Consider the following 18527-nt stretch of genomic DNA (forward strand, 5'->3'; position numbering starts at 1 on the left):
CGCTGTCAGACAGCAAACACCTGCTTCACCCGAAGCGTCTCGCCGCGCTCGGCCAGCCCCACCAGGCGATCGATATTCGGGTGCTTGCCCGGGTTCTGCAAAGCATCCTCCGTATGCTCGGCATACAGGTCCAGCCCCTTCTTCGCCGCGTCCGGCGAAATTGCGCCGAAAATCTGGGCGAGGTGGTTGTAGACCGCGAGCGACCCCGCCTGCCCCGGCTTGTTTTCGATGCGGGCCACTTCATTACCCTCGGCGTCCAGCAACTGGATGGCTTCCAGATGCGAGACCTTGGGCAGGTCCTTGAGGTTGTCGGCAAACGCCATGCTGCTTCTCCAAATCAAATGCAAAGGGCGCCCGAAGGCGCCCTGATCAAACCTTACCGCTTCAAATCGCCTTGGCGAGTTCTTCTGCGATACCGATGTAGTTGGCCGGCGTCATCGCCATCAGGCGCGTCTTTTCAGCCTCCGGGATCGCCAGCGTCTGAATGAACGCCTGCAGGGCTTCCTTGGTGATGCCCTTGCCCCGGGTCAGCGCCTTGAGCTGCTCGTACGGATTCTCAACCCCGTACCGGCGCATCACGGTCTGCACGGGCTCGGCCAGCACTTCCCACGCTTCGTTCACATCTGCAGCCAGCGCGTCGCGATTGACCTGCAACTTGCCCAACCCCTTGAGCAGAGAATCGTAGGCCAGCAGCGTGTGCCCGAAAGCCACGCCCATATTGCGTAACACGGTCGAATCGGTCAGGTCACGCTGCATGCGCGAAATCGGCAGCTTCTCACTGAAATGACGCAGCAACGAATTGGCGATGCCCAGATTGCCTTCAGCGTTTTCGAAATCAATCGGGTTGACCTTGTGCGGCATCGTCGAGGAACCCACCTCGCCTTCCTTGAGCTTCTGCTTGAAGAAACCCAGGGAAATGTAGCTCCAGATATCACGACAGGCATCGATGAGCATGGTGTTGCAACGAGCCATGGCATCGAACAGTTCCGCCATGGAGTCGTGTGGCTCGATCTGGATGGTGTACGGATTGAACACCAGCCCCAGCGACTCTTCGACAAACTTCTTGTTGAACGCCGCCCAGTCCACGTCCGGATACGCAGACAGGTGCGCGTTGTAGTTGCCCACCGCACCATTGAACTTGGCCGTCATCTCCACCGCGGCAATCGCCTTGCGGGCACGCTGGAGTCTATAGGCGATGTTCGCCATCTCCTTGCCCATGGTCGTCGGGCTCGCCGGCTGACCGTGCGTGCGCGACAACATCGGCGCATCCGCCAGATCGTGAGCCAGTTCAACGAAACGCGCGATCACGCGATCAAGCGTCGGCAGCATCACGTCCTTGCGCGCATCGTTGAGCATGAGCGCATGTGCGGTGTTGTTGATGTCTTCCGAAGTGCACGCAAAGTGCACAAATTCAGAGACCTTCATCACCTCGGGATTATTCGCGAAGTGCTGCTTGATCCAGTACTCGACCGCCTTGACGTCGTGGTTCGTGGTCGCTTCGATGGCCTTGACGGCTTCGGCGTCTGCGGGGAGAAAACTCTCAGCCACGCCGGTGAGCGCGGCTTTCGATGAGTTTGAGAAAGGTGCAACCTCGGGAATGGCATCAGAAGCGGCGAGAGCCAACAGCCAGAGCACCTCGACTTTGACTCGGTTTCGAATCAGTCCGTACTCGGAAAAATGGCTCTGGAGGCTTTCGACTTTGGCACGGTAACGCCCATCAAGAGGCGAAATGGAAATATTAGAATGTGACGGCATAAGACTTTTCAACGTTGGCTTAATGCCCAATTCTACCGCGAACAGCCGCTACCCTTCTCACGAATGCAAAGCCCCAGCGCGACCGCTGGGGCTTTAAACCTTCAGGGCACTATGCCCACGTTACTGGTGATTGCAGTTACCAGTGTCCATGGAACATGTGACGGTGCCAGTCCCTGGAGCCGTCGGAGTCGCCGTAAAGTTGTCGCCTTGCGCAACTGCAGCCAAAGTCGCTGCATCATTGGGGACACCTGCATATGCGGAGCAGGCACCGTTTGCCGGAATGCCTGGAAGAAGGTTAACGTCATTTTGGTTCGCGATTGCAGCAACGACACCGTTAGCGATTGCTTTTGCTTCACCCAAGCACGCGTTATTGGCAGAACGCTGGGTATAGGAGCGGTACTGCGGCAGTGCGATTGCAGCCAGGATACCGATGATGGCGACCACGATCATCAGTTCGATCAGGGTAAAACCGGCTTGCGAACGCTTCATTGTCTTTTTCATGAGATTTCTCCAGAAAGAATTTGTTTGGCCACGGACTGCGTCCGCTCGTCGTTTCTAAGGCAGAGTGCGTGCCAGTTTTACAGAGAAAACTTAAACCATTGAATTTATATAAAAAAGAAAAGGCGCCTCATTTTCAGTAGCCCTCTTTACGCGAGTTAAGCCCTTCAAACTGACGATTTGCGTCACCCCACCTGACGCGTCGCGTCACCGTACGCAGACTTTCCGCACCTGCGCCATGTCGGTAATACCCGCCAACACCTTTTCAATCCCGTCCTGCCGGAGCGTCCGCATCCCCTCCTCCAGCGCGACGGCAAGCAGCTTCGCGACACGCGCACGTTCCTGAATCTGGCGCTTGGCGTCATCCGAGCCCAGCATCAGTTCATGCAGGCCGACACGCCCTTTGTAGCCGTGAGTGCATTCAGAGCAGCCCTTGGGTCGATACAAGGTCAGCTTTCCGGACTTGTCCCCGAAGCCCACACGCCATTCCTTCTCCACCGTATCGCGCGCAGCGACCGCATCGTCCTTGAACGGTTGGGTCATTTGCAGATCGAGACAGTACTCGTCCAGCAGCGCATTCAATTCGGCCTCATCCGGGTGGTAGGCCTCCTTGCACTTCGAGCACAGCCGCTTTGCCAGACGCTGCGCCAGGATGCCCAGCAGTGCATCCGCAAAGTTGAATGGGTCCATGCCCATGTCGAGCAGGCGCACGATGGATTCGGGTGCGCTGTTGGTGTGAAGCGTCGAAAACACAAGGTGGCCGGTCAGCGAGGCTTCGATACCGACTGAGACGGTTTCGTGATCACGCATCTCCCCCACCATGATCACATCCGGGTCGGCGCGCAGGAAGGCGCGCATCATGGTGGCGAAGTCGAGGCCTGCCTTGCGATTGACCTGAACCTGGCGCAAGCCCTTCTGGGTGATCTCAACCGGATCTTCGGCCGTCCAGATCTTGGTCTCGGGCGTGTTGATGTAACCCAGAATCGAATGCAACGTCGTCGTCTTGCCGGACCCGGTGGGGCCACAGACGAAGAAGATGCCGTAGGGCTTTTCGATGGCGGATTTCAGCCGCCGGAGGTTCCGCTCGGAGAGGCCCAGCTTGTCCAGCTTGATGGGCTCGCTGTTGCCCAGCAGGCGCATGACGACGTCTTCCATGCCGCCAGCAGTCGGCACGGTCGCCACGCGCAACTCGATATCGAGTGGGGCATAGCGGCGGAATTTGATCTTGCCGTCCTGCGGCTTGCGTCGCTCGGATATATCCAGATCGCACATGATCTTGATCCGTGTCACCAGCGGATTGCGATAGCTGGCCGGCACCTCGATATAGGGCACGAGCGTTCCGTCCTTGCGGAAACGGATTTGCGTCTTCTCCTTGCCCGGGCGCGGTTCGATGTGAACATCGGACGCCCCCTGCTTGTATGCATCGACGATGATCTTGTTCACCAGCTTGACGAGCTCGTTGTCTGCGGCGGCGGACAGCTCATCCGCCATCGACGTTTCGTGTTCGTCTTCGCCGAGGTCGGACAGCAAGTCATCGACCGAGGTCAGGTCGAGGCTCGCCTCGAAGAATTGATCCACTGTCTTCGAGAATTCTTGCGCTGTGGTCGCGCGAATGACGATCTTCTTGTTCGGGAAGACGTTGTGAGCGACTCTCGACGCCCGGATCTGCTCCGGGTCGGTGGCCATGATGACCACGCCTTCTTCGGTTTCTTCGAGCGGAATCCAGTGACTCTGCTCGACAAATTCCCGTTTGATATTGCGCAACAGGTCAACCGGCTTGATGCGGTCCTGATTGAACTGCTCATAGGAGACATTGAAGAATGTCGCAACGGCATGACCCACTTCCGCCAAGGACAGCCCCATGGCCGTCACCAGCACCTCTTCGGTCGAGATGCCCTGATCGCGCGCTGCCCGGGTGGCCTCGTCGAGCTCCTCTGGCGTGATCTTGGCTTCGAGCACCAGCAAATCGTACCTGGACCGCGGTGCGCTTGCCGTTTTCGTTCGATGCGAGAAGGCCACACCCAGTGTCTGCGCAAGCCCCATCAGCCCTTCTTCGGCGATCGGCGAAAAAGGCTGGTTGTCGCGCGTGTTGATGAGTTGGAGCACCCCTTCAAGTTCATCCTTTTCTGGCGACACGATCGGCGCCACCAGCATCTGGCGGCTGTGGAAGCCGGTGACATCATCCACTTCCTTGCGGAATTCCAGCTCCGGGCTGATCGCCTTCAGTGCGGCTTGGTCATAGACATCAGGCAGGTTGAGCATTTCGCGTGTGAGCGCCACAAACCCGGCAATACTGTTTTCGGAAATGGGTAGCCGGATGCTGTTGACCTTGTTCAGGCCCATCTTCACTTTGGAGACGATCGCACCACCGGTCTCATCAACGGTATAGATGGTCAGGCGCTCTGCCTCGAAGAGATCGCACAAGTCGTTCGACAACTCGAAGATGATTTCATCGATGTTGTGCGTGGCGTGAATTCGTGTCGTGACCGACTGCAATCCCTTGAAGAATGCCAGCCGCCCGGCGACCCCCTTGTTGGACTGAGCGCTACCTTTTGCAAGGTTCATGAATGGGCTTCCCACTGTTTCTGATGGCGAATCCGGCCTCGGCGAGATCGGGAGTCATCATTCTACGTCCCGGAGCGGCCGACGAACGAACGAAGCAGATTGCCTCAGACAGCATTCTGAGGTCAGAAGGCAAGCATCAAAGCAGGAATAAGCCCGTCAAAACTCGAGCACTTGCCCGTTTTGCAGCCGCTTGGGCTGAAGCCGCCCACCATACGCTGCGATTTCAGCCATGGTCCGCTCCCCCTGGCCGGGCTTGAGATGGCTGATGAACACCTCGGGCGACACGGTCAGTGCATCTAGGAATTGGGCAAGCAAGGTGGGACACAGATGCCGGGATGCCAGCGCGAGTGCGTGCTGGGCGTCGGAGAAGGCGGTTTCAATCGCGAGATAACGCAGTGCCGGAAGCGCATTGATGGCATCGATGAGTTCGCGTGTGTACGTTGTATCACCCGAAAACACCAGCTGCCCCCGACCACTGTCGAGCGCATAGGCCACAGCCGGTACCGTGTGATACGCGGGCAGCGCCTTGATCTTGCGACCATCCAGCGAGACTTCTTCGCCTTTGCGCAAAACCTGAAAGCGCATGAACGGTCGATGACGATCCGGGATCGCGCTGAAATCAGGCCAGACCAGCCAATTGAAAATGTGGGAGCGCAATATGCGCAGCGTCTCGTCGGTGGCATACACTGTCACCGGCGCTCCCCGCGCATCACCGACAGTGTCGATCAGCAATGGCAGGAATGCGATGTGATCCAGATGGGCGTGCGTGATGAAAATGTGATTGATGCGCAAGAGCGCATCGAAGTCGAGCTCGCCGACCCCCGTACCGCAATCGATCAGGATATCGTCGTCAACGAGGAAAGCTGTGGTGCGCGCATCACGCCCCCCGATGCCCCCGCTGCAGCCAAGCACCCTGAATTTCATTTGCATCGCCAGGATAGTAAAACCAGCTGGGAGACTAGCATCGCCACCGAGGCGTGAATTGCGAAAAAAGTCACACCGAGCTCAGGCGGCAGACAATCGGGCATTAATCCCGGAGAAAGAACTCCATCTTGACCCCGGCGATCTCGATGATGTCATGGTCAGCAAGGTGTCGCGCCTGCGCGTCGAGCGTCTGGCCATTGACGACAGGGAAGGTCGATCCTTCCACATGCGTGATGAAGTAACCATGAGGACGACGGGTAATGACGGCCACCTGCGTTCCCGGTTTGCCCAGCGTGGTCAGGGATTTCTTCAGTTCCAGCTCGCGGCCGGCGTTCTGGCCGGACAGCACCTGGATGATCCCAAGTTGCCCTTCGACCGGTTTTGACTGAACACCCCCGGTGGAAGTCACCGACGAAGAGCGGCTGAAAATCTGTGTTGCGTCCGTTACCGACTCGGAGAGTCGGTCGGCTGCTGCGACCACGGTGTCGGTTTGGGCCGACTCCCCATCGACCGTGACGGCCACTTCAGGGTCTGCCGTCACCGGCTTGAGCGACGCGGTGTCGATGAAATCTGACGGCGAGGTCCCCGGCTGGTTGGCATCCACTATGAACTTGATGCGGTACTTACCCAGTTCGACAACATCGTTGTTCTGCAACGCACACTTCTTGACCGGCTGGCCGTTCACATAGGTGCCGTTGGTGCTGTTCTGATCTTCCAGAAAGGCGTCGTCGAGAATGGCCGTGATTACAGCGTGTTCGCCACTGATCGCGAGATTGTCGATCTGGATGTCATTATGGGGTTTGCGCCCGATCGTCGTCCGCTCCTTCGACAGAGGGATCTCCTTGAGCACCAAGCCATCCATACTGAGAATCAGTTTCGGCATCTCGTGTTTCTTCCTGTTCCTTGCGCCTATTTAGCTCTCGCCGACGCTGGCAATCCGATTTTGATCAAAACAACCGTTATGTTGTCACGCCCGCCCCGGTCATTGGCAAGCTGCACGAGATGATCGGCAGCGAGGGGTAGATTGGCGGACAGGGTTTCGCACACAAGTGCAATGTCTTCATCATAAAGCATGTCGGTCAGCCCATCGGAGCACATCAGATAAATGTCTCCGGGGCGAGCCTCATGCAGTGCCACATCGGGTACCACCGAGGGTTCGACACCCAGCGCACGGGTCAGCAAGCTTCTGCCAGGAGAGGTGCGCGCCGCGTCGGCGCTCATCATGCCTCCATCAACCTGCTCCTGCAACAGGGAATGATCCCGAGTCATCTGAACAAGATGGTCTGGCCGATAGCGATAGAGGCGCGAGTCCCCGACGTGCGCCACGGCAATCATGTCTTCGAAGCATCGAACGGTCACCAGCGTCGAACCCATGCCATAAAGCTCTCGGTCGCTATGGGAGACACGAAAGATTCGATCGTTTGCTTCAATCGTGGCGTTCCTCAGGCCGGCGAGGGCTTCGGAGGCCGACCCGATCATGGCATTGCCAAGGCTTTCTCGGACACACTCAACCGCCATCGCCGAGGCCACATCGCCACCGCGATACCCGCCCATGCCGTCAGCCAGCACAGCCCAGCCCTGGTCCACATCGAAGTGGCAAGCGTCTTCATTACGCTCGCGGAGTCGCCCCACGTCTGTTCGGGACGCCATTTCGAAAGCGCCCAGCGTTTCAGGCCCTCCCACTGGACGCCTTTCCATTCGCGACTCCCTTCACCACACGCTGCGTTCTGCTCATGCGCTCTAGCTGTTCCCTTAGGCGATTTCTGCCTAGCCCAGAAGTTTTGACGGCCGTGCTGCAGAATTCTTTTGTTTTGCTCGCGAGGTCCATTGTGCCATTCGCGATTCCTCTTCAGGAACATACAACGAAACCAGCCTGCCGACGCATAAAAAAACGCCCGCAAAAGCGGGCGTTTTCTTTGCTTGCGCGGCTGAAATCAGAGCATTGCCTTGAGCAGCTTACCCATTTCAGACGGGTTGCGCGTTACCTTGAAGCCACACTCTTCCATGATGGCGAGCTTGGCGTCAGCGGTGTCTTCACCACCGGAGATCAACGCACCAGCATGGCCCATGCGCTTGCCTGCGGGCGCGGTCACGCCAGCGATGAAGCCCACGACCGGCTTGGTCATGTTGTCCTTGCACCAGCGCGCAGCTTCAGCTTCGTCCGGACCACCGATCTCGCCGATCATGATGACGGCGTCGGTATCCGGGTCTTCGTTGAACATGCGCATCACGTCAATGTGCTTCAGGCCATTGATGGGATCACCACCGATACCCACGGCAGACGACTGGCCCAGACCGATTTCGGTCAGCTGTGCCACAGCTTCGTACGTGAGGGTACCGGAGCGGGAGACCACACCGATACGGCCTTTCTTGTGGATGTGACCCGGCATGATGCCGATCTTGATCTCATCCGGCGTGATCAGGCCCGGGCAGTTGGGGCCCAGCAGCAGGGTTTCCTTGCCGCCGGCCTTCACTTTCTGGGTCATCTTGTTGCGCACTTCGAGCATGTCACGAACCGGAATGCCCTCGGTAATGCAGATCGCCAGGTCAATGTCGGCCTCGCAGGCTTCCCAGATAGCCGCCGCGGCACCCGCAGGCGGCACGTAGATGACCGACACGGTAGCACCGGTCTCGGCAGCCGCTTCCTTCACGGAGGCGTAGATGGGCACATCGAAGATGGACTCACCGGCTTTCTTCGGATTCACACCAGCCACGAAGCAGTTCTTGCCATTCGCGTACTCGATGCACTTCTCAGTATGGAACTGACCGGTCTTGCCCGTGATGCCCTGGGTGATGACCTTGGTGTCTTTGTTGATCAGGATAGACATTCGAAACTCTCCTTACTTGACCGCTTCGACGACTTTGGTCGCGGCTTCGGCCATGCTGTCGGCGGAAATGATGGGCAGACCGGACTCGGCGAGAATCTTCTTGCCGATATCTTCATTGGTCCCCTTCATGCGCACCACCAGCGGTACGGAGAGATTCACTTCCTTGGCAGCCGCGACCACGCCGGTGGCGATGGTGTCGCAACGCATGATGCCGCCAAAGATGTTCACGAGAATGCCCTTCACCTTGGGGTTCTTGAGCATGATCTTGAAGGCTTCGGTCACCTTCTCGGTCGTGGCGCCACCGCCAACGTCGAGGAAGTTGGCCGGCTCGGCACCGAACAACTTGATGGTGTCCATGGTGGCCATGGCCAGACCGGCGCCGTTCACCAGGCAACCGATGTTGCCGTCGAGGCTGATGTAGGCCAGATCGTATTTGGAGGCTTCGATCTCGTCAGCGTCCTCTTCGTCCAGATCGCGGTACTCGACGATTTCAGGATGACGGTACAGGGCGTTGGAATCGAAGTTGAACTTGGCGTCCAGGGCCTTGATGTTGCCGTTGCCTTCGTGGATCAGCGGGTTGATTTCCGCCAGCGAAGCATCGGTTTCCATGTAGCACGTGTAGAGTTTCTTGAAGGCGTCGATCGCCTGGGCCATCGAACCGTCCGGAATGCCGATGCCCTTGGCCAGCTCGGTAGCCTGTGCGTCGGTCAGGCCGACGAGCGGATCGACAAACACCTTGATGATTTTTTCCGGCGTGTTGGCGGCAACTTCTTCGATGTCCATGCCGCCTTCGGAAGAGGCCATCATGGCAATCTTCTGGGTCGCGCGATCAGTCAGCGCGGCCACATAGTATTCATGCTGGATGTCAGCACCTTCTTCGACAAGCAGACGGCGCACTTTCTGGCCTTCCGGGCCGGTCTGATGCGTGATCAGCTGCATGCCCAGAATGTCGTTGGCGACCGCCTTCACTTCGTCCAGGGACTTGGCCAGCTTCACGCCGCCGCCCTTGCCGCGGCCACCCGCGTGGATCTGAGCCTTCACCACCCAGATCGGTCCGCCCAGCTCTTCGGCCGCTTTGACCGCCTCGTCTACCGAGAAGCACGGGATGCCACGCGGGGTGACGACGCCATACTTTCTCAGCAGTTCCTTTGCTTGATACTCATGAATCTTCATGGTTGCCCTTCGATGGAAGCCGTGGCCCCGGCCAGGAGGCACACGGACATTTAAGTTGAATGGGTCTGTTCGGGGCCCTCACCCCGCGAGCTTCGCCAATCTCCCTCGGCCGACGACGCCCGCCCACAGCGCGCCGTTGCGCTGCAGCACCCCCAGCCGGCAGACGAACCACCGGGCGAAAGCTCCATAATTATAAACACAAACGAAGCTCAGGAAGTCCGTTTTGGCGCATTGCAGCGACGCTGTAAGCCTCCCCGCCCGCTTCAATCCGCTACGTACCACTTAGCGTAGTAGTTCCGCACGGTTTCGCCACGCGAATCAAGCGCATGGCAACGATCCAGCTGAAACGGTTTTTGCGCCGCATCCTCGTTGTCCCTGAAGAAGCTGGCAAACGTCTGCACGGCGGCCGTAGGCACTGCCAACAGAAGCTCTGTCAGATGGCTGCATCCCTGAATTCCACCTAATTGCGACCTGACCGCTTCGCGAAACCCCGCCATGAGATTCAACCCGGCGAGGGATGCGTAGGCCGGAGCGATCTCCTCGCATGCACCGGGGTATGGGACCGCCTGACTCTTTGCTGCGACGGACACGACGTCCATCCGGGCGTCAACCACCACCAGAATCACCATCTCGTGAATCGGCTCACCCGCCTTGCGGATACCACTCGAAATGGCATAGTCCACTGCCTTTGTATCGCTCAAACGCGCTTCGATTTCCAGCAGACCGTCCGAGCGCAAATAGCCATCCAGCTGAATGCGGCGCGAGTGAATCAAGCGCCGCCCGCTTTCTGGTGCGTGTGCGACAAGTTTTGACATCAGTTTCAGCGTTTTCGTCCGTTGTTGTTGCACGATGCTAGCGTGCCACGCATCTTTCGCACCGAACAAGTCCGTCACATGGCAGGCCAGCACCAGAACAAACCGCCAACAAGCAGCAAAAGCCGGCCAAGTTCATTACAATACGCTTCAAACAGACGCCGGATCATCCGGATATGCAAGGAAAACCTCGCGTCGAATGACGAGACTGCCCCGCCCGATTCTGTCGAGCCTGATCACGCTGGCTCTGGCGCCCCTCACCGCCCACGCGGCCGGCTTCGGCGACCTTGTCCGTCAAAGCGCAATCGGCGAGCCTTTTCGCGCCGAATTCAAGTTGCTGGGCAGTAGCGATGCAGACTGCATCCGCCTTGTCCCCAGCGGGATCGAAGACGGCGTGCCGGACCTGCGAGGTGGCGCCGTCAAGGTCATTGGCACAGGCACAAACACACGCCTTGTGGTGACGCGGGCGCAGCCGGTTTCTGATCCGATTCTGCGTGTCACGCTCGAAGAGGTCTGCAACGCCCGGCTGCTGCGAACCTACACACTCCTGCTACCCATGACGGTTGCAGCGAACTCAGCTCCGCAGGTTGAATCTGCCGACGCGCCCAAGACCAAGGCGTCCAGCGCCCTGATCAACCCATCCGATCTTGGGCAGCAATTTACCTTGTCATCGGGTGCCTCACTGAATCAACTGGCGCGGTCACTCTACCCTTCAAGTCGCAGCAGCCGCCGGGCGTTCATTGCAGCGGTCAGAGCGCTCAACGCTGATGACCGTCGTCTGCGCTCGTCTCGGCAAACCATCCCTGCAGGTACGCGCTTACGCCTTCCGACACCGGATGAGATCGCCAGCGCGCGGGATGCGCAGCGCGTGCGGGCGCAAGGCAACCCGGCGGCCACGGTTGCAAAGTCTTCACAACCGAAAGCCCAGGCGGTCAAACCCACCGAGGCCCCCGCGCCTTCGGTCTCCGAGACCACACCACCGGCCTCGGCGCCAGAAGTTCGCACTGACCGACTGATGTTGATGGGGGCTTCGCCGGACGTCTCCGGATTCAAGCTGTCAACCCGCCTGGGCGATCCCACCCTCGTCGAGCGCACGACCGAGGCCGAGCGCGACGTGCTTCGCCGCGAACAAGCGCTGATCATGGCACTGGACAGCCAGATCGTTGCCCGCCTTGAACTGTCTGACCGTATTGAGCGCCTTGAGGCATTGCAGGATGTACTGCGTGCCGAAATGGCGACCCAGGAAGGTGCACAGAACGCGGGGAACATGGCGCGTGAGAGCGATACGGCACCGCCTGCCGGTACACCAGCCGTCGACGCCACACCACCGGTCATTTCAGAAGCACCGCCACCCGTGGCATCACCTGCACCCGCGGAGCCTCCGGCAGACGACTTGCCGTGGTGGCCGTTTGGCCTGGGGCTGATCGCACTCCTGCTGATCTACGCCTGGCGGAAGCGCAACACCGACAAGGAGACGCTGGAGTTTTCACCGGCGCCAGGTGACGAACCTCAAGACACCCCGCCCGGTGCCTCAATCAACTCAGCTGTCGCAGCCACCCTTGCCCCGGAACAGAACAATGGCGGTGGTGGCGGTTCGTTCGACTTCTCGCCCGTCGAATGGGAGGCACCCCCACCGGCCGAACTGGACCACTCGATTTCACCGATCGTGATCGAGGAAGAAGAACTGGTCGAAGAGCACGAATCGGCAGTCGAGCTGGCCGACATCATGATGTCCTTCGGTCGGGTGCAGGGCGCTGCGGAAACGCTCGCAGACTTCATTCGCGGCAACCCCAAAAAGGCGGTCCAGCCCTGGATCAAGCTGCTCGAGGTGTACAAGACCGCCAACATGCGCGGAGAGTTCGACGCCTTGTCGGACAAACTCAACAAGACGTTCAACGTCAAGGCCGTCACCTGGGAGAGCTTCGACCAGGTCAAACGTGCCACCGAAAGCGTCGAGCAGTTGCCCCACATCCTCAGGGCAATACAGAACCAGTGGATGACGCAGGACTGTCAGATCTACCTGCAAAAACTGTTGCGGGACAATCGTGGCGGCACCCGGGAAGGCTTTCCGCTCGGCATCGTCGATGATCTGCTCACCCTTCAGGCGATTCTGGAGGACCAGCTCGGCGCCTACCGGATCAGTGACGAAGAAATCGAATCGATGATTGCCGCCAGTGCAGCGGCGCAAGCTGCTCCGGCGCCAACAAACGAAGCACAACAGAAGGTCGAACACGCTGCCAGCGCGCCCGATCGCGACAGTTTGGCACCTGAGCTGGACTTCAACGAGCTTCCCTCAGGAAACTCGCAGGATGATGATTTCAAGGACATCTTCGATTCTCAGTCGTCGACAACGCTCGAACTGCCGGACCTCGACTTCAAACTGGATTCCGACGAAAACACCGACACCGACAACGCCATCGACTTCGAGCACACGCGAATCTTTCGCCGTGACGAGAAAGACGACTGAGTCGTCAGATCACCCCGGCCTCAGACCGGATTATCAATATCGATGAAGCAATGGCGCAGGCCGAACTGCTCGGCTAGGTGCTCGCCCAGCGCCTGGACGCCATACCGCTCGGTGGCGTGATGACCGGCGCTGATATAAGCCACGCCAGCCTCTCGTGCCAGATGCACCGTGGGCTCTGATATTTCACCCGAAATGAACACGTCGCAACCCGCATCAATTGCCGACGCCAGATAGGATTGCGCGGCACCTGTGCACCAGGCCACTCGTCGAACGGGTTGCGCCAGATCTCCGATCACCAGTGGTTTCCGTCCCAGAACCCGTTCGAGGTTCGCAGCGATACCGGCAACATCACTCGCGTCAGCATCGACCCGACCCATCAGACCAATATCTCCCTCACCGAACATCCCCTCCTGCACCCACCCCATCCGCTGTGCCAACTGGGCGTTGTTGCCCAGTTGAGGATGGACATCGAGCGGCAGGTGATAAGCCAGCAGACTGATGTCCGCCTTGATCAGCGCACGGATACGACGCCCTTTGATGCCTACGATGGGCGCCGGCTCACCCTTCCAGAAATAGCCGTGGTGAACAAGGATGGCGTCGGCCTCGGCACTCAGGGCCGCCTCGATCAGTGCCTGACTTGCGGTCACGCCAGTGACGATGGAACGCACTTCGGCCCTGCCTTCCACTTGCAGGCCGTTTGGGCAATAATCGCGAATCGCGGCCACATTGAGCAGATCATCCAGATAACGCGTCAGCGCGGTCAGTTTCATGATGCCTTCCTTGTCTCACCTTAATCAATCGGGAGCCGGCCAGATCCGGATGCTATAGCGTGATGCGACGCTTGTGGCTCATCTTCGCGCAGGCTGTCACCGTGGCAGTGGCGCTCCTGTTCGTCGTCAGCACATTTCGCCCCGAGTGGCTTCCCGGCGAGCATCCTACCGTGATCCAGGTCCAGGGCGACAGCCAGACGCCCCCGGCGGTAGCATCCACCAACTCAACGGCCAGCTATGCTCAGGCAGCCGAGCGCGCCCTGCCCGCCGTGGTCCACATCTTCACCAGCAAGGAGATGGCGACCCAGCGCAATCCGTTTCTGGATGACCCGATTTTCCGGCACTTCTTCGGAGATCGTCTGGGCAAGCCTCAGCAACGGACCTCGGGCCTCGGCTCGGGCGTGATTGCCACGCCGGACGGTTACATTCTCACCAACAACCATGTGATCGAAGCCGCGGACGAAATCGAAGTGGCTTTGAATGACGGCCGGAAATTCCCGGCGCGGTTGGTGGGGCGCGATCCTGAAACGGATCTGGCGGTATTGCAGATCCAGGTCGACACGCCTTTACCGGCCATTACGTTTGCGTCCGAAAGCAGTCTCCACGTCGGTGATGTCGTCCTCGCCATCGGCAACCCCTTTGGCGTCGGCCAGACCGTCACCATGGGCATCGTCTCGGCGCTCCAGCGGAATCACCTGGGCATCAGCACGTTCGAAAACTTCATACAGACCGATGCCGCCATCAATCCGGGAAATTCGGGCGGAGCACTGGTCAATGGCGAAGGCGCACTGATTGGGATCAACGCGGCCATTTATTCACGCTCCGGTGGATCGCTCGGCATCGGGTTTGCCATTCCGGTCGGTTTCGCCAAGGACGTCATGGAGCAAATCATCCGATCCGGCCGTGTGACACGCGGCTGGATTGGCGTCGAGATTCAGGACCTGACGCCGGAGTTGGCAAACTCGTTTGGTCTTGCGTCCACCAACGGCGCACTGATCGCGGGTGTCATGCGCGGTGGACCGGCGGAGGCTGCCGGCATTCGCCCGGGCGATGTGCTGACAAACATCGGCAAGCAACCCATTGAAGACCCGCAGCGAATGCTCGAATCCATTGCCGCGCTGGCGCCCGGCGAACACGCCCGCTTCACTCTCGTGCGCGGTGGGAAGCGCTATCAGGCGGATGTGCAGATCGGGAGACGTCCGATGATTCCACGACCGGAGTAGTCGGCACGAATGGCGGCATGACAAGAAAAAGCCCGCTGAAGAGCGGGCTTTTTCCTGTCTGCGACACCGGTCAGCTCATCAGGTGGTGGTCACATCGGAACGGGCCTCTTCGTCGTCGTCCGATTCCCTGCCACCCACATATTTGGCGAGCAGCAGCCCGACTTCGAAAAGGATCCACATCGGCACCGCCAGCATGAACTGGGAGATGACGTCAGGCGGCGTCACAACGGCGGCAATGACGAAAGCACCAACAATCACATAGGGGCGAGCCTCTTTAAGCTTCTCCCGACTCACGACGCCGAACTTCGACAACAGAATCACCGCAATCGGCACCTCAAAGGTAAGACCGAAAGCCAGGAACATGGTCATCACGAAGGACAGATACTGCTCAATATCCGGCGCAGGCGTGATGCTCTTCGGCGCGAACTCGCCGATAAATTTGAACACCATGTTGAACACAAAGAAATAACAGAAAGCCATGCCGAGCAGGAACAGAAAGGTGCTGCCCGCCACCAGAGGCACTGCCATACGCTTCTCATGAGCGTAGAGCCCCGGCGCAATGAATGCCCATGCCTGATAGAGCACCACGGGCAGCGCCAGCACGAAGGCCACCATGAGCGTGACCTTGACCGGCACGAAGAATGGCGTCACCACCCCCGTGGCAATCATGTTCGTCCCTTCAGGCAGGGCGTGCATCATCGGCTGGGCGAGCAGGTCATAAACATCGCCCGCCCACGGCATCAGGCAGACAAACACGAGAATCACCGCACCGACGGCGCGAATCAGACGATCGCGCAGCTCGACCAGGTGGGCAATGAATGTCTCCTGCACACCTTCACTCATGCTTTCTTCTCTTGCTTCGTACCACTGCCGTCACTGTCGAGCCCGAGCGCCATCTGGCCTTCGCTCGGGTCCGGGCGTGTTTCGCCCTCGGACACGGCGGCCTGGATCTGCCGCTCGGCGTTGGCGAGAGCTTCGGCATCCGGTTGAGCAGTCGTTTCCGCCGCCCCCTGGGTGACCTTCTTTTCTCCGGCAGCGTCAGTCGTCAGCTCATTGACGGTGTCGTTGAGCTGTCCTGCCGTGTCGTCCATGTCTATTTTCAGATCATTGGCCTGACTGCGGATATTGTTTTCGAGGTCGCGGGCCTGTTCGGCCACTTCCTGCTGCAGCTTCTTGAGATCCTCTAGCTGCATCTCGCGCTGGATGTCTGACTTCACATCCCCCACGTAGCGCTGGAGTCGACCGAGCAAATGCCCGGCCGTACGTGCGACACGCGGCAGCCGTTCGGGACCGATCACGACCAGGCCCACGACGCCGATGATCATCAGCTCGGTAAATCCGATATCGAACATGTCTCAACCGATGGAAATGAAGGCTCGGAACGTAAAACGAGGGGCGAAAACGGTTTCGCCCCCCGATGAATCTCGGCGCCGATCAGGAATTGTTGACCTTTTCCTTGGCTTCGGCGTTGATGGTCTTGCCATCGAGCTGTTCCGGCTTGCCGGCATCAGCATCGCTGTTGGCTTCCTTCATGCCGTCTTTGAAGCCTTTGACGGCACCGCCCAGATCCTGTCCGACATTACGCAGTTTCTTGGTACCGAAGACCAGCATGACGATGACCAGAACGATCAGCCAGTGCCAGATGCTAAAAGAACCCATGTATCACTCCCTGGCGTATCTCAACGCTTCAACATTGGCGGCAGCACTTCCGGACCGCCGACGAAATGGACATGCAGATGATACACCTCTTGGCGACCAACCCGCCCCGTGTTGATCAGCGTGCGGAAGCCGTCCGTGCAACCTTGCTCGATCGCCATCTGCGATCCCACCTGAAGAAGCTTGCCCATCACCGCGTTGTCTTCGGGGGTGGCCTCCGCCAGTGAGGCAATGTGTTTCTTGGGGATAGCCAGCAAATGCACCGGCGCCACCGGATTGATGTCCTTGAACACCAGAATGTCGTCGTCTTCAAATACCTTGCTGGACGGGATGTCGCCGTTCACGATCTTGCAGAAGATACAGTCGCTCATGCCAATTACCCCTGAGTACGCGATTTTTTCTCGTCGATGCCCGACACGCCTTCGCGACGGCGGAATTCGGCGAGCACATCATCGACGGTGAGACCAAAATGGGCCAGCAGAACCATGGTATGAAACCACACGTCGGTCACTTCCCACACCAGATGCAGCCGGTCGCCATCCTTGGCAGCCATGATGGTCTCTGCAGCCTCTTCGGCCACTTTCTTGCAGATCGCGTCAGTACCCTTGGCGTACAGACTTGAAACATAAGAAGCGTCCGGATCGGCCGCCTTGCGTTCGGCCAGGGTCTGGGCCACTCGATGCAGTACTTCGATATCGATCACTTATAGATCTCCTTCGGGTCCTTGATGACCGGATCGGCCGCTTCCCATTCTCCCTCCGCCGTGTGACGGAAATAGAAGCAACTGCGACGACCGGTGTGACAGGCCATACCGCCCACCTGCTCGATCTTGAGCAGTACGACGTCCTTGTCGCAATCGACGCGGATGTCGAGCACTTTCTGGAAGTGGCCCGACTCCTCGCCCTTGTGCCAGAGCTTGCGTCGGGAACGCGACCAGTAGACGGCTTCACCTTTCTCTGCTGTCAGGGTCAAGGCTTCCCGGTTCATCCAGGCAAACATCAGTACCTCACCGGTGTTGGCATCTTGCGCAATCACCGGCACGAGGCCTTGTTCGTCCCACTGGATGTCGTTGAGCCAGCGATTGGAAGGCGTACTCACAGGCGCACCTCGATGCCACGGTCTCTCATGTAGGTCTTGGCCTCTTCAACCGTGTGCTGACCGAAATGGAAAATACTGGCGGCCAACACGGCATCGGCACGGCCTTCGGTGACACCATCGGCGAGATGTTCAAGCGTGCCAACACCACCAGAGGCGATCACCGGAATGCGAATCGCGTCGGAAATCGCCCGTGTCAGCCCCAGGTCGAAGCCGTTCTTCGTCCCGTCACGATCCATGCTGGTCAGCAGAATCTCACCCGCACCGAGCGACTCGACCTTTCTGGCCCATTCGATGGCATCGAGGCCGGTGTTATTGCGCCCACCATGAGTGAACACTTCCCACTTGCCCGGCCCCGTCTGTTTCGCATCGATGGCCACGACGATACATTGGCTCCCGACCTTGGCGCTGGCGTCAGCAACGATGTCGGGATTATTGACCGCGGCCGTGTTGATGCTGACCTTGTCGGCGCCCGCATTGAGCAGTCGACGCACATCGGCGACCGTGCGAACACCACCGCCCACGGTCAGCGGGATGAAGACCTGTTCGGCGACGTGCTCGACCACATGCAGGATGATGTCGCGCGCATCGGAACTGGCCGTGATGTCGAGAAAGGTGATTTCGTCAGCGCCCTGCTCATCGTAGCGACGGGCCACCTCGACCGGGTCGCCCGCGTCGCGCAATTCGACAAAGTTCACGCCCTTGACCACACGACCGGCGCTCACATCAAGACAGGGAATGATTCGCTTGGCAAGCATCGC

20 protein-coding genes are annotated in these 18527 nt (G+C 59.1%); 2 read left to right on the top strand and 18 right to left on the bottom strand.

The genetic code is table 11. From position 1 onward, the window contains the following. Positions 1-5: 5 nt before the first annotated feature. From J0W34_RS16280 to J0W34_RS16325, 10 genes are all read right to left on the bottom strand, one after another. The gene (locus tag J0W34_RS16280; protein ID WP_227816402.1) at positions 6-323 is read right to left on the bottom strand and encodes a DUF2322 family protein; all 318 of its coding nucleotides are present in this window, start codon (positions 321-323) and stop codon (positions 6-8) included. Positions 324-384: 61 nt separating this feature from the next. After that, a complete protein-coding gene (gene purB, locus J0W34_RS16285; protein WP_230969485.1) occupies positions 385-1755 on the bottom strand; it encodes an adenylosuccinate lyase in 1371 nt (456 codons plus the stop codon). 120 nt (positions 1756-1875) lie between these two features. Continuing rightward, the gene (locus tag J0W34_RS22300) at positions 1876-2256 is read right to left on the bottom strand and encodes a pilin (protein ID WP_331001524.1); all 381 of its coding nucleotides are present in this window, start codon (positions 2254-2256) and stop codon (positions 1876-1878) included. Positions 2257-2460: 204 nt separating this feature from the next. Beyond that, a complete protein-coding gene (locus J0W34_RS16295) occupies positions 2461-4818 on the bottom strand; it encodes a GspE/PulE family protein (RefSeq protein ID WP_230969486.1) in 2358 nt (785 codons plus the stop codon). Positions 4819-4974: 156 nt separating this feature from the next. After that, entirely contained in the window at positions 4975-5742 is a 768-nt protein-coding gene (locus tag J0W34_RS16300; protein ID WP_227816399.1) for a 3',5'-cyclic-nucleotide phosphodiesterase, read from the bottom strand. A gap of 103 nt (positions 5743-5845) precedes the next feature. Then, the gene (locus J0W34_RS16305; RefSeq protein ID WP_230969487.1) at positions 5846-6625 is read right to left on the bottom strand and encodes an FHA domain-containing protein; all 780 of its coding nucleotides are present in this window, start codon (positions 6623-6625) and stop codon (positions 5846-5848) included. A gap of 26 nt (positions 6626-6651) precedes the next feature. After that, positions 6652-7374 carry a Stp1/IreP family PP2C-type Ser/Thr phosphatase gene (locus J0W34_RS16310; RefSeq protein WP_230969488.1) on the bottom strand — a complete coding sequence of 241 codons (723 nt, stop codon included), beginning with the start codon at positions 7372-7374 and terminating at the stop codon, positions 6652-6654. A gap of 302 nt (positions 7375-7676) precedes the next feature. Beyond that, a complete protein-coding gene (gene sucD / locus J0W34_RS16315) occupies positions 7677-8570 on the bottom strand; it encodes a succinate--CoA ligase subunit alpha (RefSeq protein WP_227816396.1) in 894 nt (297 codons plus the stop codon). Positions 8571-8582: 12 nt separating this feature from the next. After that, a complete protein-coding gene (gene sucC / locus J0W34_RS16320; RefSeq protein ID WP_230969489.1) occupies positions 8583-9743 on the bottom strand; it encodes an ADP-forming succinate--CoA ligase subunit beta in 1161 nt (386 codons plus the stop codon). Between the two features lie 263 nt (positions 9744-10006). Then, positions 10007-10627 carry a DUF2889 domain-containing protein gene (locus J0W34_RS16325; protein WP_230969490.1) on the bottom strand — a complete coding sequence of 207 codons (621 nt, stop codon included), beginning with the start codon at positions 10625-10627 and terminating at the stop codon, positions 10007-10009. Positions 10628-10754: 127 nt separating this feature from the next. Here J0W34_RS16325 and J0W34_RS16330 point away from each other — a divergent pair, with 127 nt between their 5' ends. Further along, the gene (locus J0W34_RS16330) at positions 10755-13022 is read left to right on the top strand and encodes a type IV pilus assembly protein FimV (protein ID WP_230969491.1); all 2268 of its coding nucleotides are present in this window, start codon (positions 10755-10757) and stop codon (positions 13020-13022) included. Between the two features lie 20 nt (positions 13023-13042). Here J0W34_RS16330 and J0W34_RS16335 read toward each other — a convergent pair whose 3' ends face one another. Beyond that, positions 13043-13792: a Nif3-like dinuclear metal center hexameric protein gene (locus tag J0W34_RS16335; RefSeq protein ID WP_230969492.1), complete on the bottom strand. Its 750-nt coding sequence runs from the start codon at positions 13790-13792 to the stop codon at positions 13043-13045. A 62-nt stretch (positions 13793-13854) separates the two neighbouring features. On the opposite strand from J0W34_RS16335, the gene J0W34_RS16340 reads away from it, so the two are divergent. Further along, on the top strand, positions 13855-15015 hold the full coding sequence (locus tag J0W34_RS16340) for a Do family serine endopeptidase (RefSeq protein ID WP_230971693.1): 1161 nt from the start codon (positions 13855-13857) through the stop codon (positions 15013-15015). Positions 15016-15093: 78 nt separating this feature from the next. Here J0W34_RS16340 and tatC read toward each other — a convergent pair whose 3' ends face one another. The 7 genes from tatC to hisF all read right to left on the bottom strand — a co-directional run bounded on the left by tatC (position 15094) and on the right by hisF (position 18524). Further along, a complete protein-coding gene (gene tatC, locus J0W34_RS16345; RefSeq protein WP_230969493.1) occupies positions 15094-15858 on the bottom strand; it encodes a twin-arginine translocase subunit TatC in 765 nt (254 codons plus the stop codon). After that, positions 15855-16367 (bottom strand): Sec-independent protein translocase protein TatB, encoded by a 513-nt coding sequence (tatB, locus tag J0W34_RS16350; protein WP_230969494.1) that lies wholly within the window; start codon positions 16365-16367, stop codon positions 15855-15857. The genes tatC and tatB overlap by 4 nt, the downstream gene beginning before the upstream one ends. An 82-nt stretch (positions 16368-16449) precedes the next feature. Then, complete coding sequence (gene tatA, locus J0W34_RS16355) at positions 16450-16674, bottom strand: Sec-independent protein translocase subunit TatA (RefSeq protein WP_227816389.1); 225 nt, start codon at positions 16672-16674, stop codon at positions 16450-16452. 20 nt (positions 16675-16694) lie between these two features. Continuing rightward, the gene (locus tag J0W34_RS16360; RefSeq protein WP_227816388.1) at positions 16695-17042 is read right to left on the bottom strand and encodes a histidine triad nucleotide-binding protein; all 348 of its coding nucleotides are present in this window, start codon (positions 17040-17042) and stop codon (positions 16695-16697) included. Between the two features lie 5 nt (positions 17043-17047). After that, positions 17048-17374 (bottom strand): phosphoribosyl-ATP diphosphatase, encoded by a 327-nt coding sequence (locus tag J0W34_RS16365; protein ID WP_227816387.1) that lies wholly within the window; start codon positions 17372-17374, stop codon positions 17048-17050. Next, positions 17371-17769: a phosphoribosyl-AMP cyclohydrolase gene (gene hisI, locus J0W34_RS16370; RefSeq protein WP_227816386.1), complete on the bottom strand. Its 399-nt coding sequence runs from the start codon at positions 17767-17769 to the stop codon at positions 17371-17373. Before hisI ends, J0W34_RS16365 begins: the two co-directional genes overlap by 4 nt. Further along, positions 17766-18524 (bottom strand): imidazole glycerol phosphate synthase subunit HisF, encoded by a 759-nt coding sequence (hisF, locus tag J0W34_RS16375; RefSeq protein WP_227816385.1) that lies wholly within the window; start codon positions 18522-18524, stop codon positions 17766-17768. The genes hisI and hisF overlap by 4 nt, the downstream gene beginning before the upstream one ends. Between the last annotated feature and the right edge of the window lie 3 nt (positions 18525-18527).

Source organism: Nitrogeniibacter aestuarii (assembly GCF_017309585.1).
Lineage (GTDB): Bacteria > Pseudomonadota > Gammaproteobacteria > Burkholderiales > Rhodocyclaceae > Nitrogeniibacter > Nitrogeniibacter aestuarii.